General features: G+C 69.1%; 20 protein-coding genes. 6 read left to right on the plus strand and 14 right to left on the minus strand.

Annotation, left to right across the window (positions count from 1 at the left end; genetic code table 11):
- Positions 1 to 164: 164 nt before the first annotated feature.
- Positions 165 to 764: an HNH endonuclease gene (locus ACTHJF_RS12260; RefSeq protein WP_431635951.1), complete on the minus strand. Its 600-nt coding sequence runs from the start codon at positions 762 to 764 to the stop codon at positions 165 to 167.
- A 254-nt stretch (positions 765 to 1,018) separates the two neighbouring features.
- On the opposite strand from ACTHJF_RS12260, the gene ACTHJF_RS12265 reads away from it, so the two are divergent.
- Positions 1,019 to 1,789, plus strand: coding sequence for a SapC family protein (locus ACTHJF_RS12265; protein ID WP_440267355.1), 771 nt, complete (start codon positions 1,019 to 1,021; stop codon positions 1,787 to 1,789).
- Positions 1,790 to 1,853: 64 nt separating this feature from the next.
- Here the strand turns inward: ACTHJF_RS12265 and ACTHJF_RS12270 are convergent, their stop codons facing one another.
- Entirely contained in the window at positions 1,854 to 2,327 is a 474-nt protein-coding gene (locus ACTHJF_RS12270) for an N-acetyltransferase family protein (protein ID WP_440267356.1), read from the minus strand.
- A gap of 118 nt (positions 2,328 to 2,445) precedes the next feature.
- On the minus strand, positions 2,446 to 3,102 hold the full coding sequence (locus ACTHJF_RS12275; protein WP_440267357.1) for a hypothetical protein: 657 nt from the start codon (positions 3,100 to 3,102) through the stop codon (positions 2,446 to 2,448).
- A gap of 138 nt (positions 3,103 to 3,240) precedes the next feature.
- Between ACTHJF_RS12275 and ACTHJF_RS12280 the strand changes: the two genes are divergently transcribed.
- Both ACTHJF_RS12280 and ACTHJF_RS12285 read left to right on the plus strand, forming a co-directional pair.
- On the plus strand, positions 3,241 to 5,532 hold the full coding sequence (locus ACTHJF_RS12280; protein ID WP_440267358.1) for a tetratricopeptide repeat protein: 2,292 nt from the start codon (positions 3,241 to 3,243) through the stop codon (positions 5,530 to 5,532).
- Position 5,533: 1 nt separating this feature from the next.
- A complete protein-coding gene (locus ACTHJF_RS12285) occupies positions 5,534 to 5,701 on the plus strand; it encodes a hypothetical protein (protein ID WP_440267359.1) in 168 nt (55 codons plus the stop codon).
- A gap of 77 nt (positions 5,702 to 5,778) precedes the next feature.
- Here ACTHJF_RS12285 and ACTHJF_RS12290 read toward each other — a convergent pair whose 3' ends face one another.
- The 6 genes from ACTHJF_RS12290 to ACTHJF_RS12315 form a co-directional block, all read right to left on the minus strand.
- Positions 5,779 to 6,741, minus strand: coding sequence for a hypothetical protein (locus ACTHJF_RS12290; RefSeq protein ID WP_440267360.1), 963 nt, complete (start codon positions 6,739 to 6,741; stop codon positions 5,779 to 5,781).
- A 92-nt stretch (positions 6,742 to 6,833) separates the two neighbouring features.
- Positions 6,834 to 8,999 carry a TonB-dependent copper receptor gene (locus ACTHJF_RS12295; protein WP_440267361.1) on the minus strand — a complete coding sequence of 722 codons (2,166 nt, stop codon included), beginning with the start codon at positions 8,997 to 8,999 and terminating at the stop codon, positions 6,834 to 6,836.
- A gap of 136 nt (positions 9,000 to 9,135) precedes the next feature.
- Positions 9,136 to 9,504 carry a DUF2946 domain-containing protein gene (locus ACTHJF_RS12300; RefSeq protein ID WP_440267362.1) on the minus strand — a complete coding sequence of 123 codons (369 nt, stop codon included), beginning with the start codon at positions 9,502 to 9,504 and terminating at the stop codon, positions 9,136 to 9,138.
- A gap of 117 nt (positions 9,505 to 9,621) precedes the next feature.
- The gene (locus ACTHJF_RS12305; RefSeq protein ID WP_440267363.1) at positions 9,622 to 10,170 is read right to left on the minus strand and encodes a TlpA family protein disulfide reductase; all 549 of its coding nucleotides are present in this window, start codon (positions 10,168 to 10,170) and stop codon (positions 9,622 to 9,624) included.
- A gap of 133 nt (positions 10,171 to 10,303) precedes the next feature.
- The gene (locus tag ACTHJF_RS12310) at positions 10,304 to 12,094 is read right to left on the minus strand and encodes an acyl-CoA dehydrogenase C-terminal domain-containing protein (protein WP_440267364.1); all 1,791 of its coding nucleotides are present in this window, start codon (positions 12,092 to 12,094) and stop codon (positions 10,304 to 10,306) included.
- Between the two features lie 40 nt (positions 12,095 to 12,134).
- Entirely contained in the window at positions 12,135 to 12,614 is a 480-nt protein-coding gene (locus tag ACTHJF_RS12315) for a hypothetical protein (protein ID WP_440267365.1), read from the minus strand.
- 338 nt (positions 12,615 to 12,952) lie between these two features.
- Between ACTHJF_RS12315 and ACTHJF_RS12320 the strand changes: the two genes are divergently transcribed.
- Positions 12,953 to 13,420 carry an SET domain-containing protein gene (locus ACTHJF_RS12320; RefSeq protein ID WP_440267366.1) on the plus strand — a complete coding sequence of 156 codons (468 nt, stop codon included), beginning with the start codon at positions 12,953 to 12,955 and terminating at the stop codon, positions 13,418 to 13,420.
- Between the two features lie 289 nt (positions 13,421 to 13,709).
- Here ACTHJF_RS12320 and glpK read toward each other — a convergent pair whose 3' ends face one another.
- The gene (glpK, locus tag ACTHJF_RS12325) at positions 13,710 to 15,191 is read right to left on the minus strand and encodes a glycerol kinase GlpK (RefSeq protein ID WP_440267393.1); all 1,482 of its coding nucleotides are present in this window, start codon (positions 15,189 to 15,191) and stop codon (positions 13,710 to 13,712) included.
- A 198-nt stretch (positions 15,192 to 15,389) separates the two neighbouring features.
- On the opposite strand from glpK, the gene ACTHJF_RS12330 reads away from it, so the two are divergent.
- Positions 15,390 to 15,935, plus strand: coding sequence for a type 1 glutamine amidotransferase domain-containing protein (locus ACTHJF_RS12330; RefSeq protein WP_440267367.1), 546 nt, complete (start codon positions 15,390 to 15,392; stop codon positions 15,933 to 15,935).
- A 153-nt stretch (positions 15,936 to 16,088) separates the two neighbouring features.
- Here the strand turns inward: ACTHJF_RS12330 and ACTHJF_RS12335 are convergent, their stop codons facing one another.
- The 4 genes from ACTHJF_RS12335 to fusA all read right to left on the minus strand — a co-directional run bounded on the left by ACTHJF_RS12335 (position 16,089) and on the right by fusA (position 22,429).
- Positions 16,089 to 18,392 carry a molybdopterin cofactor-binding domain-containing protein gene (locus ACTHJF_RS12335; RefSeq protein ID WP_440267368.1) on the minus strand — a complete coding sequence of 768 codons (2,304 nt, stop codon included), beginning with the start codon at positions 18,390 to 18,392 and terminating at the stop codon, positions 16,089 to 16,091.
- Positions 18,385 to 18,855, minus strand: coding sequence for a (2Fe-2S)-binding protein (locus ACTHJF_RS12340; RefSeq protein WP_431635966.1), 471 nt, complete (start codon positions 18,853 to 18,855; stop codon positions 18,385 to 18,387). The genes ACTHJF_RS12335 and ACTHJF_RS12340 overlap by 8 nt, the downstream gene beginning before the upstream one ends.
- 33 nt (positions 18,856 to 18,888) lie before the next feature.
- Positions 18,889 to 20,202, minus strand: a complete 1,314-nt coding sequence (locus ACTHJF_RS12345; protein WP_440267369.1) for a c-type cytochrome — start codon at positions 20,200 to 20,202, stop codon at positions 18,889 to 18,891.
- Positions 20,203 to 20,380: 178 nt separating this feature from the next.
- Positions 20,381 to 22,429: an elongation factor G gene (gene fusA, locus ACTHJF_RS12350; protein ID WP_440267370.1), complete on the minus strand. Its 2,049-nt coding sequence runs from the start codon at positions 22,427 to 22,429 to the stop codon at positions 20,381 to 20,383.
- A 424-nt stretch (positions 22,430 to 22,853) separates the two neighbouring features.
- Here fusA and ACTHJF_RS12355 point away from each other — a divergent pair, with 424 nt between their 5' ends.
- Positions 22,854 to 23,906 carry a hypothetical protein gene (locus ACTHJF_RS12355; RefSeq protein WP_440267371.1) on the plus strand — a complete coding sequence of 351 codons (1,053 nt, stop codon included), beginning with the start codon at positions 22,854 to 22,856 and terminating at the stop codon, positions 23,904 to 23,906.
- Positions 23,907 to 23,942: the final 36 nt, after the last annotated feature.

Below are 23,942 nucleotides of genomic sequence, written 5' to 3' on the forward strand. Positions count from 1 at the left end.
AGCCACGCTCACAATGATGTGGTGGCTTTTTAATATCTTGACGACCCCCCTCTCTAACTCATCCTCAAGCACTTTTGCCAGCTGGCCGAGCGAGCCCGCAGCGAACTGGACGACGTGGAGCAGGCCCTGGCGGCCGAACCCGGCGATTGAATGTCAGGGATGCGTCAGGCGTGCGCGGCGCGGCGGTCGCGCGGCAGGTGGTTGACCAGGAACTCCATCTGGTCAGCCAGGATGTTGCGGTTGGACAGGATCAGGTGTTCCACCCAGCTCGGCCGGTAGGGCACGGCCAGCAGCGGCATGTGCGCCTGCTGCGGGGTACGGTTGGCCTTGCGCAGATTGCACGCCAGGCACGCGCTGACCACGTTCTCCCACTCGTCGCGGCCGCCCTTGGACACCGGCTGCACGTGGTCGCGGGTGAGTTCGCCGCGGTTGTAGTGATTGCCGCAATACAGGCAGATATGGCGGTCGCGGGCGAACAGCGCGGTGTTGGTAAGAGCCGGCGCTGGATCCAGCGCGTGGTCGCGGCAGTGGCCGGTGCTGGCGATGATGGGATGCAGCTGCAGCGTGCTCTGTTCCCCGCGGGCGCGGTTCATGCCGCCGTGCACGGTCAGGCAGGGGTCACCCAGGGTCCAGGCCACGGCATCGCGTACGTAGAGGCAAGCCGCATCCTGCCAGCTGATCCAGTCGAGGATCCGGCCGGTGGCGTCCAGCGAAAGCACCCGGGTCGAACGCAGATCCGCCCGGAGCGGCACTTCCATCAGCATGCAGTCCATCCTTCGGTCAGGGCCTGGGGAAAACGCATCGCAATGCAGCGGTGTGGCTGGATCCGAGCATAGCCCAACTGTGTTGCGATTCGCATGCAAAACCCTGCCGCGGCAAACACATAGGCTGCCTGGGCGGCAGTTCGCGGCCGGCCGGGGGCGCTGCTATAGTGGGCGTTCGTCTTGAGACCCGGGCCGGGTTTGGGAGGGGGAGCCAACGGTGGCAACCCCGGCGCGGCTGGGCAGAGGTAAGTAACGTGGCTGAAGTCTTTTTCTACGAGCGTCCCGTGCCGCTCAACCGTTCCGCCCACAAGGATCTGCGCCTGAAGCCGGTGCCGAGCCTGAAGTTCGCGGCCAACGTGCACTCCGTGCCGCTGACCGGCGTGGAGTTCCCCGCCGCGGCGCGTGACGTGCCGATCCTGTTCGCCGGTGCCGACATGAAGGACGCCGGCCCGATGGCCCTGCTCGGCCTGCGCCAGAACGAGAACCTGTTCGTGGACGCCGACGGCCAGTGGGCGTCGAACACCTACGTGCCGGCCTTCATCCGCCGCTACCCGTTCATCCTCGCCGAGAAGCCGGAAGGCCAGGAAGGCGACGACTTCACCGTATTCCTCGACGAGGCCTACGAAGGCTTCAACACCGAGCAGGGCGAGCGCCTGTTCAAGGAAGACGGCGCCGACACCGAGATGCTGGCCAACGCCGTCAACTTCCTCGGCGAGTTCCAGCAGCACGTGGCCCGCACGCACTGGTTCATGGACCAGCTACGCAAGTACGACCTGCTCGAGCCGCGCAACATCCGGCTGGAGAAGGACGGCAAGACCATCAACCTCAACGGCCTGTTCGTGGTCAGCGAGGAGAAGCTGCGCCAGCTCGACGAGAAGGTCGCCCACGAGTTCCTCAAGGAAGGCGTGCTCGGCTGGATCTACGCCCATCTGCTGTCGCTGGCCAACATCGACCGCGTGTCGCTGCGCCTGAACGAGCGTGAGCAGACCGAGGCCGGCAGCGCCGGCAGCACCACGGTTAACTGATCCTTGCGTTGATGCGACACGAACCCGCGGCTGCCCGGCAGCCGCGGGTTTTTTGTGTTCGATATCAACGCAGCGGTTTGGCCAGGCGCAGCAGGTCGGTGTCGTAGCCGCTCGCCTCGTACAGCGCGCACGCCCGCTCGTTGCCCGGGAACACCGCCAGCGTCATCAGCGCGCAGCGATGCTCGCGCGCCCAGTCCTCCGCATGCGCCAGCAGCGCCCGGCCGACGCCCTGGCCCTCCTGGCCCGGCGCCACGGCCAGGTCGGAGATGTGGCAATTGGTGCGGCCGTTGAAGAAGTCCTGTGTCTTCTGCAGGTGCAGAAAGCCCACCGGCTCGCCGTCCTCGTCCTCGGCGACGAACAGGAAGCTGTTCGGTGGCTGGTCGTCCAGATGGTGGACGAGGTCCGCGCGGATGCCCTCGATGCATTCGTGCCGCTTGCGCCAGGCGGGCAGGGTGAAATCCACGAAGCGCGGCACCAGGCCGAGGATGAAGTCGTCATCGTCTTCGGCCAGACGGATCAGGAAATGGCGGTCGCTCATGAGCCTGCAGTGGTGGCGGTGTCCGAGCCCCAGGTTCTACACCCGGGGCCCGGGGCTTGGAAACCCCGCCGGGCGGCCGCCCGTGCCGCCCGGCAGTCGCTGAGGCCGCCGCATGCGCTCAGCTCACCCGGAACAGCGCCGGCCCCTGGCCAGGCAGGTAGCTGCACGATCCGCTGCGCCGGCAGTGCGCAATGAGCTCGGCCTCCAGCACGCGGGCGCGCTGCCAGTCGTCCCGGCTGAACGGCATCGATTCGGCCTCGCAGCCGCGCAACTCGGCCTCGATCGCGCGCAGCCGGCAGTAGTCCTGGTAGCAAGCCACCTCGTCGGCCAGCTTCGGCCAGGCCGCGTCGACCAGGATCGCGTCGTCGAGATGGCCCACGGCGGGAACCGAGGCCGGGATCAGCATGTCCGTGCCGTGCAGGTAATCGGCCACGAGATGGGCGACCTCGGCGGCCTGGTGGTCGGGCGTCCAGTCGTGGTCGGTCACCATGCGGTCGATCCGTCCCGCGAGCTCCAGCCGCTGCGCGATCGGCCCGGGATAGCGGGCCGAAACGCGTGGCTGGTCGATCAGCTCCCGCGCGGCGGTGGCCAGCTGGTCGCACGCCAGCGGCACATGGTGAAGCTTGGCGAGCAGGCGGTTGAAATGATCCAGCGCCGCCTGGTCCACCGGGTAGTCGCCTACCAGATGGCGGCGGGCCGGATGGCGCGAAGACTGGCCGGCGGGCGGCAGCAGTGCGTTGGCGATGGGTGCGAGGAAGGGGGCTTGGGCATACATGGCGTCATCTCCGTGGGCGCGCCGCGGGGTTGCGGCGCCGGTCCAGATTCCCTCCCCGAGCGGTTTTGGGTCATGATGAAAGGACGAGGTTTGCGCGAGCGAATGCGCAGGTTTTCGTGATCGCCAGAGGGCTTGCCGATGGATCCGAGGGACTCGGACGCGGGCGGCCAGGGGACGCAACCGTATCGATTTGACGAGATCGTGGTCGATCCGGCCGCGCATACGGTGTTGCGCGCTGGCGCGGCGCAGCCGCTGGAACCGAAGGCCTTCGCGGTGCTGCTGGCGCTGTTGCGCCACCCGGGCGAACTGGTGGGCCGGGACGAGCTGCTCGACCAGGTGTGGGGACACCGCCACGTGACGCCGGGCGTGCTGACGCGGGCCATCGCCCAGTTGCGCCACGCCCTGGGCGACGATCCGCACGAGCCGCGTTACATCCAGACCCGGCATGCGCTCGGCTATTGCTTCATCGGCCACCTCGCCGCACCTGCGGCCGGGTCGCTCGACGCCGCGACTCGGCCGGACACCTCGGCCACCATCACCGTTGCCGAGGCGAGCGTGGCCCCGTTGGATGCCATCGATCCCGTCACGGCGGTCACCATCCCCTCCGTGCCGCCCGACACCCCGGTGTGGGAGTCGGAAGTGGCGGTGCCGGCGGCGATGCCGGCTGATCCTCCTGCCGATCTGCCGGGCCGGCTCCGTCGGCGCCCCCGCCTCGCGATGGCGCTGGGCGCGCTGGCAGCGGTCGTCCTGGCCATGGCTGGCGCGTGGTTCGCGCGCGACCGGGCGGCGCGCCCGGCGCTGACGTCGGTCGCCGTGCTGCCCTTCACCGCGCTGGGCGGAGCACCCGATCAGGACTATTTCGCCGCCGGCCTCACCGAGGAGATGCGCGATGCGCTCGCTGGCGTGAAGGGGCTCAAGGTGGCCGCATCGATCCCGCCACAGGCGGTCGGCGAGGGGCTGGACGCACGCCGCTGGGGCACCCGGCTCGGTGTGGCGGCGATCCTGCAGGCCAGCGTGCGCCGCGAAGGGCAGCACCTGCGCATCACGGCGCACCTGTCCGACACCGCCACCGGCTTCACCCTGTGGAGCCACACCTACGACCGCCAGCTCCAGGACATCTTCCAGACCCAGACCGAGATCGCCGGCGAGGTGGTGCAGGCGCTGACCGGTACGCTGCCCACGGACGATCCGCGCTGGCGGCGGCGGCTGGCGCCGACCCACAACGAGGCGGCCTTCGACGCCTACCTGCAGGGCCTGCAACTGCTGCACCACGCCACGGGGCCGGAAGACGCTACCCGCGCCGCCGAGCGCTTCGGTCAGGCGCTGGCCACCGACCACGACTTCGCAAAGGCGCAGGCCAAGCTGTGCCGCCTCGAGATCTGGCAGTTCGAGAACGCGCGGAACGCGGCCGCGTTCGAGCGGGCGATGGACGCCTGCCGTCGCGCCGCGCAGATGGACCCGGGCTTGGCCGAAGTGAAGCTGGCGGTGGGCGATCTGTACCGTGCGCACGGCGACCTGGAGCGCGCGCTCGCCGCCTACCGCGACAGCGAGCAGTCGCCGTCGACCCAGGCCGAGGCGCACATCGGCATGGCCAAGGTGTACGTTGCGCAGGGCCAGTCCGCGCGCGCGATCGCGGAGTTCGGCCGCGCGCTCGAACTCAGCCCCGGCGACGCCGACGTCTACGCGCAGATCGGTTACCAGCAGTACGCCGGCGGCGACATTGCGCATGCGCTGGAGTCCTATCGCAAGGTGGTCGCGCTGCGACCCGAGGCTGCCGATGGCTGGAGCTCCCTCGGCGCGCTGTACCTGGAGGCGGGCGACAGCGCCGCAGCGGCGAAAGCGCTGGAGCGGGCTGTGGCGATCAAACCCGATGCCGCCTCGCTGACCAACCTTGGCCTGATCAAGTACCAACAGGGCGACTACGCCGCGGCGATCGCCCTGCGCCGTCGCGCCGCGGCGCTGTCGCCGCAGGATTTCCTGATGTGGGCCAATCTCGGCGAAGCGCTGCAGGCCGATCCGACGCAGACCGCGGCAGCGCGCGACGCCTATCGCAAGGCCGCGGATCTCGCCGTGAATTACCTGAAGCTCAAGCCGGATGACGCCGCCGGCTGGGCCTCGCTGGGGCTGTACCGGGCGATGCTCGGCGATGGCGCCGCCGCGCGCGGGATGATCGGGCGCGCCGAGTCGCTGACGGGCGACCCCGGCGAAGTGGCGCTGATCAATGCCGAGACGCTGGCCGCGCTCGGCGACCTGGCGCAGGCGCGCCTGCGACTGAACCGGGCGCGCGCCGCCGGCGTGCCAGATCTGCAGATCACCAGCAACCTCACGTTCCGACGCCGCGGCCTGCTCGCGACCGCGGCGGGCGAATCGGCACCGGCGAGCAGTTCCTCCGCCCCGAACCCAGACGACGGGCGCCCACCAGGAGAATGACATGGCTACCCGACCCACCCGGCCCACGCCGCCGGCTCCCGCCGGTGATACGTCGCGGCTGCCGCCGCGCCCGCCGCACGACGACGACGACCGCCCGGACGATCACCCGGAGCAGACGGTCGTCGTGGAGCTGCGCGTCGTCGTGCCGGTGCCGCCGCCCACCAAATAGACGGCTGCACGTCCGCTCCGGCCAGGGGGCATCGCGCTCAACGTCCCGGCGCGCGCCGGCGGGCGGGCTGCGCGCCGTTACAGGCGGTACTGCACGCCGGCCGACCACAGTCGGCCCGGCTCGATCTGGATGCCGTTGACGTGCTCGTGCACCGGCAACTGCAGGAACACGAACGCATCGAGCCGGCGTCCCAGCTTCAGCCCGAGCCCTGGGCTGAGGTAGGCCAGCGTGGCGCCACTGTTGGCGCGGTCGGCCAGCGCGCCGCTCTCGCGCTGCTCGCCGTGCAGGTTGAGCTGCAGCTGCGGCGTGACGATGCCGGCATCGAGATAGCGCAGGCCGAGGTTCACGTTGAGCGAATTGCCCGGGCGGAAGCCGTCGCGTGCGTTCATCGCCACCTGCGCCATCGCCTGGGCGAAGTAACCCACCGACTCGCCGAGATAGCCGAACTTGTACACGCCCAGCAGCGCGTCGGTGGTGCCGGTGCCGCGCTGCAGGCCGCGGTCGAGCAGCTCGCCGGCGGCCGTGCCGGCGTTGAAGGTCTGCTTGAACGTGCCGGTGGGCAGCTTCACGCCGAACTGCAGGCCCAAGCTCGCGTCCGGGCTGAAGCCCTGATAGCGCCCGAGCACGCGCACGTCGCCGATGCCCTGGCCGTCGGAAGACGACAGCGTGGTTTCGCCCTCCGGCCAGGTCTGGTGATAGCGGCTGAACCAGGGCAACTGCACCGACAGTCCCCAGGCGCGATTGAAGCTGTAGTCCGCGCCCAGCAGGGTGTTGCGGTTGATCGTCTTGCGCTGCAGTTCCTCGTCGCTGGGCAGGGCGATGCTGCCCACGGCGATGCGGTGTGATCCTTCGATCAGCCGCGACTGGTTGAAGTAGTCCTCGCGCAGGCTCAGGTGCAGGCCGCGGGAGGTGGCGTAGCCCTGGCTGGCCCAATCGGAATTGAGCGAGCAGCCGCAGGTGGAGCAGGCGTTGGCCAGGCCGGGCAGCAGGGTCAGTGCGCCGAGGGCGGTGAAAGCAAGGGTGCGGGTAAGGCGAATCATGGAGAGTCCTCGATGGATGCGGGCACGCTACGTGGTACGGCGTGCCCGGGTCCTGATGTCGATCAGAGCGATGGCGATATGGCCGTTGCGATCTAGAGATGGATGGCGAACTTGAGCCAGCCGGTGCGGCCGGGCTCATTGACGCGCACGGTGTTGACGTAGCCGGCCAGGCCTTCCGGGGCGGCATTGAGGTGTTCGGCGTAGGTGACGCCGAACAGGTTGTCGATACCGGCGCTGAGGGTGAACGGCTTGCCGATCCGGACGCTGCCGTTGACCGAGAATACGCCGAAGCCGGCACTGGGCCCCAGATCCTGGCCGACGATGTTGCCCTCGCCCAGCGCAACGCGGTGCTGCGCGGCGGCCAGCCGCCACAAGCCGCCGATCGACCACGCATCCCGCGCGTAGGTAAGGCCAAAGCGCGCTTCCAGCGGCGGCATCTGGGGTAGCGGTCGGTGCTCGCTGCGGTTCTCGCCCCAGGCGGTGCTGAGCGTGGCGTCGCCGGTCCAATGGTCGTCGAACGCGTAGCTCACTCCCGCCTCGCCGCCGGCGATACGCGCGCGCACATTGCTGGCGGTGCCTTGGCCCATCGCGCTCATCGGGTAGTGCATCAGGATGAAGTCCTGCACCACGCCGGCGTAGCCGGAGACCCAGGCCTTCATGCGCGCGTCGTGGTACTGCACGCCGATGTCGAGCTGGGTGGTCTTCTCTGGGTCGAGTTGGCGGAAGCCCGGCACCGATACGTCCACGTGCTGGCCGAACAGCTCCCAGTAGTCGGGGAATCGCTCGACGTGGCCGATGCCGGCATAGAACGTGGTCGGCGACGCGGCGAAGTCGCGCTCGTAGCGGACGAAGCCGGAGGGCAGGGTGGAGGAGCGGCTGGCGTCGACGGTTGCGGCGTTCATGCCGACACCCATGCCCATGTCGCCCATGTCCATGCCGCCGCCCATGCCATCACCCATGCCACCACCCATGTCCATCCCGCCATCACCGGCCACGGTGGACAGGCCGTAGCCGCGAGCCTGGGCGCGGTCCAGTCGCGCGCCGCCGATCAACCGCTGGCGCTTGGCGAAGGTCCAGCGCAGTTCGCCGAAAGCGCCGACATCGGACAAGCGCGCATCGCGCTGACGCGGATAAAGGTGATAGTCGGTGGCGGTACCCGGCTTGCCGCCGTTGCGCACGGTGTGCGTGTTGGTCGAGCCGTCGATGCCAGCCACCAACTGCAGCACGTCGTCCCAGCGCCAGGTGCCGGCGATGCGGCCGCCGTTGGTGCGGCGGGCGACGTCGGAGGCCATTGCCATTGGCATCATGCTGGCCGGGTCGGGATCGCGCAGGGTGTAGTTGTCCATCACGTGGTCGGCGTAGTTTGTGTACGCCTGCACTTCGAGCTCCTCCCAGTGCGTGGTGAGGTGCTGCTGGGTCCACTTCAGCGCCGCGCTCTCGCGTAGGAACTGCGAGCCGTCCATGCCGCTGAAGGCGTAGGCCGCCTGTCCGTTGCCCTTGCCCACGGAAAGTTCCAGCCGGCTGTCGTCGGTGGGCGTCCAGCCCAGCGTGGTGTCCACATTCCAGCGGTCGTAGCGCGAGTGCACGCGGTGGCCGTCGCCGTCCTCATAGTCCTGCGAGTGGGTGTGGTTGGCGCTCACGCCAAGGTAGCCCGACGGCGCGCCGGTGCGCAGGTCGAGGTTCTGGTCATTGCGGCCCCACGAGCCGCCGAGCGCGCTGGCGTCGACGCTGTAGCCGGGCTCGACATAGCGGCTGAAGTCGCGGTCGAAGCGCACCACGCCGGCCGAATTGCCGGGGCCGTAGATCACCGTCTCCGGCCCCTTGATCACGGTGACGCGGTCATAGAGTTCCGGCGCGATGTACGCGGTCGGCGGGTCCATTCGCGACGGGCAACCGCCGCCGATCAGGCCGCCATCGATCTGTATCCCCAACCGCGAGCCGCTCATGCCGCGCAGCACCGGATCGCCGTTGCTGCCGCCTTTGCGGATGGTGGAGAAGCCGGGGATGCTCTTGAGCAGGTCGGCGCCATCGCTGGCCGGCACCGGCTGGCGCGGTGCCTTGGGGTCGGTGACGACGGTGAGTGGGCCATCGGGCATCGGCGCGGTGACGACGACCGGTGCGAACTGCTGCGCCGGTGGCAGATTGGCGGCGAGCGCCGGGCCGGCCAGTGCGGTGGCGATCAGCGCGCCCAGCGGGCGCAGGCGATAGACGGAGCGCCGGCACGCGCAAGCGCGCCCGGCAAACGATGCATGGGTCATGGATATCCTGGGGAATCGGCAGCGTGCGGACACCAGGCATACGCCCGGTCCGCATGGGGTCACGGAGTGGCGGGCGACCGGTGGCCGCGTGCCCGCACGAGCGGGCCGCGGCGATCAGTCGCCGGCGGTGCGTGGCTCAGACGTAGACGCGTGCCGGTGGCCCGCGGGGTTGCGCCGCGAGCAGGACGATGCCGCTGCGCGCGGGCGGCGGCGGCATCGCCAGCCGCGGCCCGGTCAGCGCGGAGTGCGCCGCGAGCGCCGGTGCGGCGTCGGGCAGGATCGAGTGGCCGGACAACAGCCCGCAATAGCCGCACTTCTCCAGCAGGTGGCCGCTCGGCGGCGACTGCGTGCCATCGTCGTGATGGGCGCCACACCAACCGATGCTCACCAGCGCGTCCAGCGGACTGGCCAGCGTCTGCGACACCACGGGCGCCACGATCGTCAGCCACAGGGCGACGATGGCAAGCCAGGCGACGGGGCCTCGTTGGCGGTGAGCGATGGACACGATTGGGCGGTTCGTTGCTTCCCTGGCCGACGATCATCGCATGCGGCGATCGGCTCGCGCCCTGTGGCAAGGCGTCACTGGGGCTGCAGGACCTCGCCGCTTACTGGAATGAGGAGGTCAGTGCGCGGCCATTGCCTGCGCGGGCTGGGCGGCAGCCTGCGCCACCAGCGCGTTGATCTCCCCGAGGATCTCGTCGAGTGCGCTTTCGTCGTAGCCCACGTGCAAATGGGCGATGGTGCCATCGGGGCGGAACATCACCATGACCGGAATGCTCTCGTTGCTGCCGTACGGCTTGCCCGTGCTGCCGTCCGCATCCCAGGTCATCACCAGGCTGGGCAGGATGCGATGCATGTTTCGCGTGGTCCGGACGAAAACCTCGCGGCTTTCCTGGTCGTTCACCGCCACGATCTGCAGCGGAAGGTGCCGCTGCGTCGCGAGCTGCTGGATGTTCGCGAGAGTCGGCAGCTCCTTCATGCAGTAGCCGCACCAAGTGGCCCAGAAGCTGGCCACCACCACCTTGCCGCGCATCGAGGACAGCGTGAGGTGGGTGCCGTCGCGGGTGACGCCCAGCGCGTCGGGCGGCGTATCGCCCGGTTGCAGCGTCGACGCCGCCAGGGCGCTGGTGCAGGTGAGCAGGCAGGCGAACAGTACGGCCATCCGACGCATGAGCATTTCCCCCTTGATTTGCGTCAGCCTAGCAATCGCTTCGGCTGGGCAACAAGTGGGCTAACCGCTCGTGTGCGTGGCAAAAAAAACGCCCGGCGATGCCGGGCTTTTTTTGGGGTCGTGCAGCGGGTAGTTAGGCGATCTCGGGCAGCGTCGCCACGCCCGCTTCGATGCCGGCCTGGTGCACCAGGCAGCGCGGCAGGATGCGGGTGAAGTAGAAGCTGGCAGTGTCGTGCTTGGCCTGCTTGAACACGGCCGGCTGGCTGCTCTTGTCCGCGGCAGCCACGCTCTTCGCCCACAGGTAGGCGAGGGTGACGTAGCCGGAGTAGTACAGGTAATCGTTGGCGGCGGCGCCCAGCTCCTCCGGGTTGCCCTGCACGCGCTGGGCCAGCTTCATGGTCATGTCGCCCCACTGCTTGGCGTAAACAGCGAGCGGGCCGATCAGCGCGCGCAGCGACTCATCGGCGCTGTGCTGCTGGCAGAATCCGCTGATTTCTTCCAGCAGATGCTTGAAGCCCACGCCCTGCAGCTGGAGGATCTTGCGCCCCAAGAGGTCGGCGGCCTGGATGCCGGTGGTGCCTTCGTACAGCGTGGTGATGCGCGCGTCGCGGGCGAACTGCTCCATGCCGTTCTCGCCGATGTAGCCGTGACCACCGTAGATCTGCAGCGCCTCCTTGGTGCACTCGATCGCGAGCTCGGTGACCAGGCCCTTGGAGATCGGGATCAGGAACGCTACCAGCTCGCTGGCCTTCTGGCGGGTGGCTTCGTCCTTGGCACGCGCCTCGATGTCCACCTGCAGCGCGTTGTAGAGCACCAGCAGGCGCGAGCCTTCGACGAAGGCGCGCTGGGTCAGCAGCATGCGGCGCACGTCCGGCTGCACCAGCAGGTTGTCGGCCGGCTTGTCGGGGAACTTGGCACCGGAAAGCGCGCGCGACTGCAGACGCTCGCGGGCGTAGTTGAGGCTGTTCTGCAGCGCGCGCTCGGCCAGCGCCAGGCCCTGCACGCCCACCGCGAGGCGGGCGGCATTCATCATGGTGAACATGGCCATCAGGCCCTTGTGCGGCTGGCCGATGAGGTAGCCCTCGGCGCCGTCGAAGTTCATTACGCAGGTGGCCGAGCCCTTGATGCCCATCTTGTGCTCGATAGCGCCGGCGAACGCGCTGTTGCGTTCGCCCAGCGAGCCATCAGCGTGCACCTTGAACTTCGGCACGATGAACATCGAGATGCCGCGGCTGCCGGCCGGGGCGTCGGGCAGACGCGCCAGCACCAGGTGCACGATGTTCTCGGTGAGGTCGTGCTCGCCGGCGCTGATGAAGATCTTGGTGCCGGTGATCTTGTACAGGTCGGCGTCGTTGATGCCCTTGCCGGCGGGCTCGGCGCGCGTCTTCAGAAGACCGAGGTCGGAGCCGGCCTGCGGCTCGGTGAGACACATGGTGCCGGTCCAGCGGCCTTCCACGATCGGCTGCATGTAGAGCTGGCGGTGCCACTCTTCGCCGTGCAGTTCCATCGCGTGGCAGGCGCCTTCGGACAGCAACGGGTACAGGCTCCAGGACAGGTTGCCCGACTGGAACAGCTCGGTGGTGGCCGTGCCCATCACCGCCGGCAGCGCCTGGCCGCCGTAGGCCTCGGGCATGGTGAGACCGGCCCAGCCGCCTTCGGCGAAGGCCTTGAACGCCTCCTTGAAACCCTTCGGCGTGGTGACCGTGCGGGTGGCCTTGTCGTAGTGGCAGCCCTCGACGTCGCCCGGCCAGTTGGTGGGGGCGAGCACCTGCTCGGACAGCTTGCCGGCCTCTTCGAGCACGGCGTCGAGCAGATCGCGCGTATGGCCTTCGCCGCCTTCCAGGCCGGTCAGCACGGCTTCCGCGCCGAGTACGTCGAAGAGGGCGAAACGCTGGTCGTCGAGAGGGGCCTTGTAAAGCGTCATGGCGATGTCCTTCGGTGGAATGCGTGGAACCGGATGGCGGTCAGCGGAATGTGTTGGGAATGCCGGGGGCCGGCGAGAGCCAGTCGTTGCCGCTGAAGCCGAAGCTGCGCGGCTGCTTTTCCTGTTCGGGTTTGGCGGTGGCACTGCCGCTGACGCGGTAGGCCAGCGAACCGCCGCTGCCCTTGGCGGCCGTGGCGGCGAGCGCCTTGCTCATCTCGGGCGTGGGCAGCACGTCGAGTTCGACGATGTCGCCGGAGAGCGCGGGGATGTCGCGCTTGAACGTGCCGTGCAGGCGTACCGGCACCCCTTCGGCCACCTGCAGCGTGCCTTCGATGGCGGTGAAGTCCATCTCGCCGTAGCTGTTGTTCTGGATGCGCACGGTGAGGTGCCAGGCGCCGCTGGGCTGCACCTGCAGTTGCTGGATGCTCACGGCCGGGGGAAACACGCTCTTGCGCGGCGGCCCGCAGGCGATCAGGCCCAGGGCAAGCACGGCGGGGACGATCCAGCGCAGCAGACGCATCACGGCTTCTCCAAACGATCGTTTGAATGCTCGATTCTAACCATCTTTGCGTGGCGGCAGAACCCGTCGAGGGCGTCGCGGGATGTCGCAGCTGGGGTGGCGCCGGCGTCGAGCGGGGTCAGTGACGATTGCGGTTGAAGAGGGGAGGGGCGAGAGGCATCGCAGCTGAAGCTGCTCGCGCAAGAGATCGAGCGCTTGCTGTTTTTGTGGGAGCGGCTCCAGCCTGACCGCTTCGGACGGATGGGCGAAGCCGTCACGGCCTTTGTCCCGGGAGCCGCGGTTTCAACGATCACCCCGAACGGGCATCATCAGCGTTTACCCATCACCGGATCGTCCGCATGCCTGCACGTTTCATCGCCCGCCGCTCGCCCATCCACGGCAACGGCGTGTTCGCCACCGAGGTCATCCGCAAGGGCGAGGAAATCGTCCAGTACAAGGGTACGCTGATGACCCACGCCGAAGCGGACGAGATGTATGGCGACGGCGGCGAGACCGGACACACGTTCCTGTTCACGCTCAACGACGACTACATCATCGACGCCAACCGCAAGGGCAACACGGCGCGCTGGATCAACCACAGTTGCAACCCCAATTGCCGCGCGGTGATCGAGGAAAGCGCCAGCGGCGACCCGCGCAAGGACAAGGTGCTGATCGAGGCGATCCGCGCGATCAAGCCCGGCGAAGAGCTCACCTACAACTACGGCATCGTGCTCGACGTGCCGTACACCACCCGGCTGAAGAAGCTGTGGCAGTGCCTGTGCGGATCGCCCAACTGCACGGGGACACTGCTGCAGCCCAAGCGCTGAGGGTTACGGCTCGCCGGCGCGTTTCGCAATTGCAGCTGTCGGCCCTTTGCCGTCTTGGTTAGCGATTCTCCGGTACACGGGAACCTTCAGTGCCGTCATTCCCGCGAACGCCGGAATCCATTTTGATCTTGGCGCAGAAGCCCAATGGAAGACCGGCGTAAGCCGTTGAGAGGCTTCTCCCGCGTTCGCGGGAATGACGACGAGGCGGGATGAGCGTCCGCGCAAAGTGCCTGGCGTCGAGCGCTGCGAACGAGGGCCTTTCCCGGCAGCGCCCGATGTTGTTTCAGAATCAGACCCGAAACCCTAGCGTCGCCTGCACCGCCATGGTCCAGCCCGCATAAAGCGCCTCGCGCCGCTCTTTCGCCATCGACGGGGTAAAGCGGCGATCGACCGCCCACTGCTGGGCGATTTCCTCGCGACTGCTCCAGAACCCGACGGCCAGGCCGGCCAGGTAGGCCGCCCCCAGCGCGGTGGTCTCGGCCACGTCCGGGCGCAGCAGCGGCGCGCCGAGGATGTCGGCCTGGAACTGGGCGAGAAAATCGTTGGCGATGGCGCCGCCGTCGGCGCGCAGCTCCTTCAGTTCGATGCGGGCATCGGCCTGCATCGCGGCGAGCACGTCACGCGTCTGGTAAGCCATCGACTCCAGCGCGGCGCGCACGAGGTGCTCTTTGCGGGTGCCGCGGGAGAGGCCGAACATCGCGCCGCGCACGTCGCTGCGCCAGTAAGGCGCGCCCAGCCCGACGAAGGCCGGCACCAAGTACACGCCATCGTTGTCGCCGGCGCGTTCGGCATAGGCCTGCGAGTCGCTGGACTTGCCCAGCATGCGCAATCCGTCGCGTAGCCACTGCACCACCGAGCCAGCGACGAAGATCGAGCCCTCCAGCGCGTACTCCACGCTGCCGTCCAGGCTCCAGGCGACCGTGGTCAGCAGCCCGTTGTCCGAGGCCACGGCCTTGCTGCCGGTGTTCATCAGCATGAAGCAGCCGGTGCCGTAGGTGTTCTTGGCCATGCCCGCTTCGAAGCAGGCCTGGCCGAACAGCGCCGCCTGCTGGTCGCCGGCCACGCCGGCGATCGGCACGGCACGACCGAAGAAGTGCTGCGGCGCCGTGTAGCCGTAGATCTCGCTGGACGAACGCACGGCCGGCAGCATCGCCCGTGGCACCTCGAGCATCGCCAGCAGCTCGTCGTCCCAGTCCAGCGTGTGGATGTCGAACATCAGCGTACGCGCAGCGTTGCTCACGTCGGTGACGTGCACCTGGCCGCCGGTGAGGTTCCAGATCAGCCAGCTGTCGATGGTGCCGAATGCCAGCTCGCCGCGACGGGCGCGCTCGCGTGCGCCTTCCACGCGGTCGAGGATCCACTTCACCTTGGTGCCGGAGAAGTAGGCATCGATCAGCAGGCCGGTCTTCTCGCGCACCATCGGCTCGTGGCCGGCGGCCTTGAGCTGGTCGCAGATATCGCGGGTCTGCCGCGACTGCCACACGATCGCGTGATGGATCGGCTGGCCGGTGGCCCGGTCCCACACCACGGTGGTCTCGCGCTGGTTGGTAATGCCGATGCCGGCGATCGCCGCGGCCGGCACCTGGGCGTTGTTCATCACCTCGGTGATGGTGGTGAGCACGCTGGTGAGGATCTCGCGGGGGTTGTGCTCCACCCAGCCCGGTTGCGGAAACAGCTGGCCGAACTCGCGCTGCGCCATGCCCGCAACGCGGCCGGCGCGGTCGAACAGGATGGCGCGCGAGCTGGTGGTGCCCTGGTCGATGGCGAGCATGTACTGCGCAGATGTCACGGCGGCTCCCGGGTCGGCCGATCGAGTGGTGCGCAGTGTGAAACACGCCCGGGTCACGTGCACGGCACGGCGCCGCAAGCGATCGGCGCCGATCACGGCGAGGTCACGTGGCGGCGACGTCCGCACCATGCTCGCCTGGCCATGCTGCGTTATCCCCTACATCCCCACTCTGGAGCCCCCATGAGCCAAGCGAATATCAAAGGCCGCCGCGTCGCCGTTCTCGCCACCGACGGCTTCGAGCACTCCGAGCTGACTGAACCCAAGCGCCTGCTCGAAGAGGCCGGCGCGGACGTCACCGTGATCGCGCCGGGCGACAGCGCACAGATCAAGGGTTGGAAAGGTGGCGACTGGGCCAGCTCGGTGCCGGTGGACTTGGCGCTGGGCAAGGCCACGGTGGACGATTTCGACGCCTTGGTGCTGCCCGGCGGTGTGATCAATCCGGACAAGCTGCGGCTCAAGCCCGAAGCGATCGACTTCATCCGCGCATTCGGCGACAGCGGCAAGCCGGTGGCCGCCATATGCCACGGCCCGTGGACCTTGATCGATGCCGGCCTGGTGATGGGCCGCAAGGTCACCTCGTGGCCGTCGCTGCGCCACGATCTGGAGAACGCCGGCGCACAGTGGCACGACCGCGAAGTGGTGGCCGACGGCCAGCTGATCACCAGCCGCAAGCCGGATGATATCCCGGCGTTTGCACGCGCGTTGATCGAGAGGCTCGCCGCCTGAGTGGCTGCCGGCGGTGAGCGCGTCCCGACGCGCGACCCGAATGCGCCCTCAGGTGATCCTCTGTAGGAGCGGCTTCAGCCGCGATGCCTTTCGCGCACTACCGCAAAGAGCATCGCGACTGAAGTCGCTTCTGCAGTTAAGCGTCGCGGAGAATCAGGCCTTCTGCTTGAGCGCCTTGAGCACGTCGTCCGGGCGGATCGGGATGTGCCGCAGCCGCACGCCGCAGGCGGCGAAGATTGCGTTGCCGATCGCCGGGCCGACCACCGTGGTGGCCGGCTCGCCCAGCCCTACCGCCGCCTCGGTGCTGGGCATGAACTCCACCGCCAGCGCCGGCACGTCCATGGTGCGCAGCGGGGTGTAGCGGTCAAGGTTGGTGTCGCGAATCTGTCCGCTGTCGAACGCGTTGCCTTCGTGCAGCGCCATGCTCAGCCCCCACAGCGCCGCGCCCTGCACCTGTGCCAGCGCGCCATCGGGATGAACGATGGTGCCCGCGTCCACGGCAAGGAACAGCTTTTCCACGATCACCTTGCCGCTGGCGCGATCCACCTTCACCCGCGCCACGCAGGCGACCCAGGTGGGCATGTCGCGTTCCTGGCCGAAGCTGGTGGCGATGCCCAGGCCGGTGTCGGCCGGCAGGCTCTCTCCCCAGCCGGCCATCGCGGCAGCGCGCTGCACCACGCCCGCCTGGCGCTTGGCGCCGCCCACCGCGTTGGGCGCGCTGCCGGCGTTCTTGCCGGTGGCGTCAAACAGCTTGAGGCGGAATTGCACCGGGTCGGCGCCGACCTTGTGCGCGGCCTCGTCCATGAAGCTTTCCAGCGCCCAGTTGGTCCAACCCGGACCCACCGAGCGCAGCCAGCCGGGGCGGAACGCGCGGTTGGCCAGGTCGTTGGACAGCGCGCGCACGCGGTGCTTGCCCACGTTGTACCAATGGTCGGCACCGGAGATGGAGAACGGGTCGTACGGCTCGCCGTTCTTGCCCTTGGGCATGAATGCCGGAACCATTACCTTGGTCGGCCAGCCGGCGGCGGCGTCGTGCTGCATGGCGACCACGTTGCCGCTCTTGTCGAAGGCCATGCGCAGGCGCTGCACCGAGGGCGAGCGGAAGGAGTCGAAGCGCAGGTCGTCGGCGCGGGTCAGGGTGAGCTTCACCGGCTTGCCGACGGCCTTGGCGGCCAGCGCGGCCGGCACCGCGTAATCGCCGTTGAGCCGGCGACCGAAGCCGCCGCCGAGCAGGTAGGTGCGCATCACCACCTGCTTTTCGTCCACGCCCAGCGCCTTGGCCAACGTGGGCAGGATCAGCGACTGCCACTGGTTGCCGGTGTGGATCTCCCACGTGCCGTCCTTCTCCAGCGCCAGTGCGTTCACCGGCTCCAGCTGAAAGTGGCTCACGGCGGCGGTGGTGTAGCGCTGCTCCAGCGCGGAGGCGGCATTGGCGAACGCCGCGTCCACGCCCTCGTCGTCCACCACGGTGGAGCCGGCCTTGGGGTCGGCGATCAGACGGTTGGATTCGTCCTCCAGCTCCTTGTCCGAGACGCTGGCGGTGTCGTCGTTCTGCCAGGTCACATTGACCTTGGCGGCCGCCTGCATCGCCGCCCAGGTGGAGTCGGCCAGCACCACCACCCAGCCCGGCACGGTGTTGGACGGATCTTCCAGCGTGATCGAGCGCAGGTAGCCCTTGACCGACTTCGCCGCGCTGTCGTCTACCGACACGACCTTGGAGCCGTTGCGGGTGGGCGGGATCTTCGGGGCGCCGTAGAGCACGCCCTCGACTTCGGCGTCGATGCCGTACACGGCGCTGCCGTTGGTCTTGCCGGGAATGTCGATGGCCTGGGTCGGTGTGCCCACCAGGCGGCGCTCGGACGGCGGCTTGATCGGCATGGCCTTCAGCTCGTCGGCCGAGAACGTGCGCGAGAGCTTGCCGGCCTGCACGATCTTCGCGTAGCTCACCGAGCGGCTGCCCGCATGCACGGCGCTGGCGCGCGCGGTGCATGCGGCGGGCTTGACGCCGAGCAGGCGGGCGCCTTCCTCGATCAGCGCGGTACGCGCGGCGGCGCCGGCCTGGCTGAGCTGCGGAAAGCTCTGCCACACCGACCAGCTGCCGCCGGTGACCATCGTGCCCCACTTCGGATCGCTGTCGACGTGCTCGATGCGCACCTGCGACCAGTCCGCCTCCAGCTCGTCGGCGAGGATGCGCGCCAGGGCCGTGCCCACGTGCTGGCCCATCTCGGCGCGAATGATGTTGACGGTGATGGTGCCGTCCGGCGCGATGTGCACCCACAGGTTGGGGTCGTAGCCGCCGCTGGCGAGCGCCGCGTCGGGCGACTGCCCGGGCAGCAGCACCGCGGCGTGCGCGAACGCCATCATGAAGCCGCCGGTGGCGGCGGCGCCAATCAGGAAGCTGCGGCGCGACGGTAGGGCGGGCGCATCGGTCGGATCGTGGCGAAGGAACTTATTCATGGCTCGCCCCCTGGATCTCGGCGGCGGCCTGCTTGATCGCCTCGCGGATGCGCGGGTACGCCATGCAGCGGCACAGGTTGCCGCCCATCACCTGGTTGATGTCTTCGTCCGTGGGCGAGGGGAAGTCACGCAGCAGCGTGGCCGCCTGCATGATCTGCCCGCTCTGGCAGTAGCCGCACTGCGGCGCCTGGGTGGCGATCCACGCCTTCTGCAGCGGATGGTCGCCGTTGGGCGAGAGCCCCTCGATAGTGGTCACGGTCTGCCCGTAGGCGGCGCGCACCGGCGTCACGCATGAGCGGATCGCGCGACCGTTCAAGTGGACCGTGCAGGCGCCGCACATGCCGATGCCGCAGCCGAACTTGGTGCCCTTGAGCTTGAGCGTGTCGCGGATCGCCCACAGCAGGGGCATATCGTCGTCGACGTCCACCGTGACCGCTTGCCCGTTGAGTTGGAACTGGCTCATGGATCGAAGCTCCGCTGAAATGGCGTGATTGGATCAATGCTGGCTGCGCGCGCCGCCGTTCGGCGCGCGCAGTGCGGCGACCTTGCTCTGGAGGTCGGTCCACGGCGGCTGGTCGGTCTGTGTGCGGCGAAGCCAGGCGGCGAGCTGGGCGATCTCCTGATCGTCCAGGGCATGCGCGTAGGCCGGCATGGCAAGGCCAGGCAGGCCTTCATCGGTGCCCACGCCGTGCAGGATCACCTGGATCAGCGTCGACGGATCGGGGCTGGTGAGCGCGCTGTTGAGGCCCAGCTCCGGCCGCACTGCCGCCGGCATCGGGCTGCGGTTGTAGTGGCACGAAGCGCAGGCGGCGGCGTACAGGTGCGCGCCGGGATCGGTGTCGGCGTGCATGGGGGCGGCGGCCCGCGTCATCGCCTGGGCCAGCGCGGCATCGTTGCCGGTGCCCTTCGCATCGCCGCCCATGCGATCGGCGATGTACACGGCGATCGCATGGATGTCGCTGTCCGGCAACCGGGCCAGGCCCTGATGGATCACCTGCGACATCGAGCCGGCCGCCACGCCGTGCAGCGTGGTGCCGCCCTGGCGCAGGTAGGTCTCGATCTCCGCGGTGGTCCAGGCCAGCGGCGCAGGATTGGCGGGCGTGAGCGCGGGCGCGTACCAGTGATCGACCACCGCGCCGGTATAACGCGCGTCGCCCATCTTTTCCGCGCCCAGTCTGTTGCGCGGGCTGTGGCAGGCCGAGCAGTGCGACAGGCCTTCGGCGAGATACGCGCCGCGATCCCAGTCGGCGCCCTTGCTGCCTTCCGGCGCGAACGCGCGGTCGCGGAAGAACAGCAGCTTCCAGCCGGCCTGCAGCGCACGCACGTTGAGTGGGAACGGGATGTCCGGCGCCGGCGTGGCTGCCTTCACCGGAGCGCGAGTCATCAGGAAGGCGTACAGCGCATGCAGGTCCTCCTCGGTGATGAGGTTGAAGTGCTGGTAGGGGAAGGCCGGAAACAGATGCGAACCATCACGCGCTACGCCCTTGCGCATGGCACGCACGAAAGCCGCTTCGGACCAGCGGCCGATACCGGTGTCCGGATCGGGCGTGATGTTGCTGGAGTAGAGCGTGCCAAACGGCGTGGCCATGGCATAGCCGCCGGCGTAGGGCCGCCCACCCTTGGAGGTGTGGCAAGTGGCGCAGTAGCCGGCGCCGGCAAGCACCTCGCCGCGAGCGACCAGGTCGGGCGCGAAGCTGCTCGCCTGCGGCGGGGCGATCGGTTCGATCGCGCTGCGCCAGGCCAGCGCGAACAAGCCGACGACGGCGAGCACGATGAGTGCGAGGAGGCCGAGCAAGAGACGTCTGATCATGGCGATGCCTGCCGTTCCTTGATTAAAGGCTTTGGACGAGCGAGTCGTTCCACCTGCAGCACTGCTTTTGCGGCCTCCCGGCATGCATTCTCGCGGCGACGGCGTCGTCGCGCATGCCTGGGCCTCGGCGCACTCTACGCCGAAGCCCCGGCGATTTCATGACGGATCGTGCGCGCTTTCAGTCCTCCTCCGCGTGCGGCCGCCATGACTCGCTCAGCTGCTTCTGCACCGGCGGCGGTACTGGTTCGTAGTGGCTCAGCTCCATGCTGTAGCGGCCGCGGCCACCGGTGACCGCGCGCAGCTCGGTGGCGTAATCGGCTAGTTCGGCCAGCGGCGCCTGCGCGCGGATCAGCAACTCGCCGCCGCGCTGCAGATCGGTGCCGAGAATGCGCGCGCGCTTGCCGGCGAGGCCTCCGGTGATGTCGCCCACGTGCTGCTCGGGAATCGCCACCTCCACGTCCACGATCGGTTCGAGCACGATCGGCCGCGCCTTGCCCACCGCGTCGAGGAAGGCCTTGCGCCCCGCGCTGATGAAGGCGACTTCCTTGGAGTCGACCGCGTGGTGCTTGCCGTCCAGAACGGTCACGCGCACGTCCTGCAGGGGAAAGCCGGCCAGCGCACCGTGGTCCATCGCCTGGCGCACGCCTTTCTCGATCGCCGGCAGGAACTGGCCGGGAATCGCGCCGCCCTTCACCGCGTCGACGAACTCGAAGCCGCCGCCGCGCGCCAGCGGTTCCACCTTCAGCAGCACCTCGCCGAACTGGCCGGCGCCACCGGTCTGCTTCTTGTGGCGATGGTGGCCCTCGGCCGCTGCAGCGATCGTCTCGCGGTAGGCAATGCGCGGCGGATGGGTGAGCACCTCCACGCCGTAGCGCTCGCGCATGCGTTCGAGCGCGATCGCCAGGTGCAGTTCGGATAGGCCGCGCAATACCGTCTCGTTGAGCTCGCGCCGGTGCTCCACGCGCAGGCAAGGGTCTTCCTCGGCCAGCCGCGCCAGCGCCTGCGCCAGCTTCTGTTCCTGGCCTTTGTGCTTGGGCTCCAGCGCCAGCCCGGCCATCGGCTGCGGAAACGCCATCGGCGCAAGCTGGATGCGGTCTTCGTCGTGCGAGTCGTGCAGCACGGCGTCGAAGTGGATGTCCTCCACCTTCGCCACGGCGGCGATATCGCCCGGCACCGCCTGCTCGATCTCCACGTGGCGAGTGCCTTCGATGCGCAGCAGGTGACCGACCTTGAACGGCTTGCGGCCGTCGTCGACGAACAGCTGGCTGTCGCGACGCACCGTGCCCTGCCACACGCGGAAGATGCCGAGCTTGCCCACGAACGGGTCGTTGACGATCTTGAACACGTCGGCGATCACATGGCGCGATGGATCGGCACACACCTCCACCGGCTGGTGCTGCGCATCGAGGAACGGTGGCGGGTTCGCCTCGCCCGGATGCGGCAGCAGCCGCTCGGCCAGCTCCAGCAGTTCGCCCACGCCCGCGCCGGTGCGCGCGCTGACGAAGCAGATCGGCACCAGATGCCCTTCGCGCAGGCACTGTTCGAACGCATCGTGCAGCTGCTGCGGCGTGATCGCCTCTTCGCCGGTGTCCAGGTACGCGCCCATCACGGTCTCGTTGATTTCCACCACCTGGTCGAGGATGCGCTGGTGCGCCTGCGCCAGCGAGGAGAAGTCGGTGGCGCCTTCGCGATGGAAGAACGCATCGAGCACACGCGCGCCGTCGTCGGTGGGCAGGTTCACCGGCAGGCACTGCGTGCCGAACGTTTCGCGCAGTTCGTCCACCAGCGAGGACAGTCGCGCGCTCTCGCTGTCGATGCGGTTGATCACCAGCACGCAGGCCAGTCCACGTTGGCGCGCGTGCTCCACCATGCGCCGGGTGCCGTGCTCGATGCCGTTGGCCGCATTGACCACCACCGCCACCGTGTCCACCGCCGCCAGTGCGGCCAGCGCCGGTCCGCGGAAGTCGGCGTAGCCGGGCGTGTCGATCAACTGGATGCGGTAGTCGCCGCGCGTCACCGCGGCCAGGCAGCTGTCGATCGAGTGCCCACGCGCCTTCTCCTGCGCATCGGTGTCGGAGAACGTGTTGCCCCGTTCCACCGAGCCGGTGGCCTGGATCGCGCCGCCGGCAAACAGCAGCGCCTCGAGCAAGGTGGTCTTGCCGCTGCCGGCGTGGCCGGCCAGGGCGATGTTACGGATCTGTTCGGTGCGATGGCCGTGGGCGTTCATGACGACCTCCCCAGGCGCAGCGCATGGGTCATGCGAAAGCCGGCCCACCGCGTGGTGTGCGGCGGCCGGCGAGCGTGGTTGGCGAGCGGGGCGCTCCTCGATACGGACATGACAGAACCCTCCCTGGCGCAAGCGCGGGTCCCGTGCCGGCATGAACGGCGCCGCACGAGGCCGCGTGGCGCGGCAGACGTTGGCGGGCCGTCATGGCAGTCCGCGGCGCGTGGGCGTCGGGGCGGTCATGGCGGAGAGGCGGCGACAGCCGCCGGTGAAGCGTTCTCCCATCGCGGCATGCGGTCAAGCTGCACTGCGGCTGGAAACGGGAACCCCGCGCGGCACGCACGGTCTGTGCAGGGCGCGCGATTCATGCGGCGTTTGCGACGGCCTCGCATGCTGGTCAGTCGCTTCCTTCATCCACTCGCCGAGGTTGATCATCGAACGCACGCCGCCGCTCGATCCGCATCGCTGGACGCCCGCGCACGGGCTGGTGCCGCTGGATCCCGCCACGCGCGAGCTGCTGCGCACCCTGCGTCATCGTCGGCCACCGCGCGATCGCCGGCCGCACGCGCTGGCGTGGGCGCTGGTGGTGCTCCTGCATGCGCTCTTTGCCGTGGTCCTGTGGCGCGAGGCGCGGCCTGGCCCGCCGCGGGAGTTCGCAGCGGCCGCAGCCGGGCCCAGCGAGGGCGTGCTGCAGGTGCGTTTCATCCCGCGCCGCACGGCCGCGGCGCCAAGCGCGACGCCACCACCCGCGCTGCCGAACCCGCCGCCGCGGCCGAAGCCGGTACGCGAGCCGCCGCGGCCCGACGCGATGCGCGTGGAGGTGCCCGGGCCGGCGCCCGCGGCATCCGCCAGCGCCGCGCCCACGCCGCAACTGTTCGATCGCAACGGGGTGGCGCAGTTGCCCAGCGCATCGGCCAGCACGGCCGTGGCGCCGGTGCCGGGTTACGTGCAGCGCAAGCCCACGGGCGACATGCAGGTGATGGATCACACCTCGCCGCTGCCGTACAAGGCCACACGCTTCGAGCAGTATTTCCCGCCGCCGGGAGAGAACGCGGCGCAGACCGGCTTGCGCAAGATCGCGGCGCCGCTGTTCAAGCAGCATGCGGTGAACCTGCCGCGCGGCGTGCATCTTAAATGCAGCCTGCTCGGCGGGTGCTCCGACCCGCCGGCGCCGCCGCCACCCAACGACGGCGACGAGCGCCTGAACATGGCGCCTGCCGCGCCGCTGGCGAAGGATCCGCATCCGCCCACGCCACCGACATTGCAGGTGTGTATCGCCGCGTGGCGCAGCGAAGGCCCGCTGCCCTACGGCTGCCCGGTGGATACGCCGGCGCGCGCGGTCGATGAGGAGCTGCGCCAGTGCATCGCGCTGTTCCGCGCCGGCAGGCGCCTGCCGACGTGGTGCCCGGCAGACACGGCACGGCGTGCGCAGGCGAAGGACGCCGCGCTGACGGACCCGGCATCGGTCGGCAAGCCCTGAAGCGCCCGCGGCGGCGCCATCGCGGCGGCGTGCGCC

Source organism: Dyella sp. (assembly GCF_051962475.1).
Lineage (GTDB): Bacteria > Pseudomonadota > Gammaproteobacteria > Xanthomonadales > Rhodanobacteraceae > Dyella_A.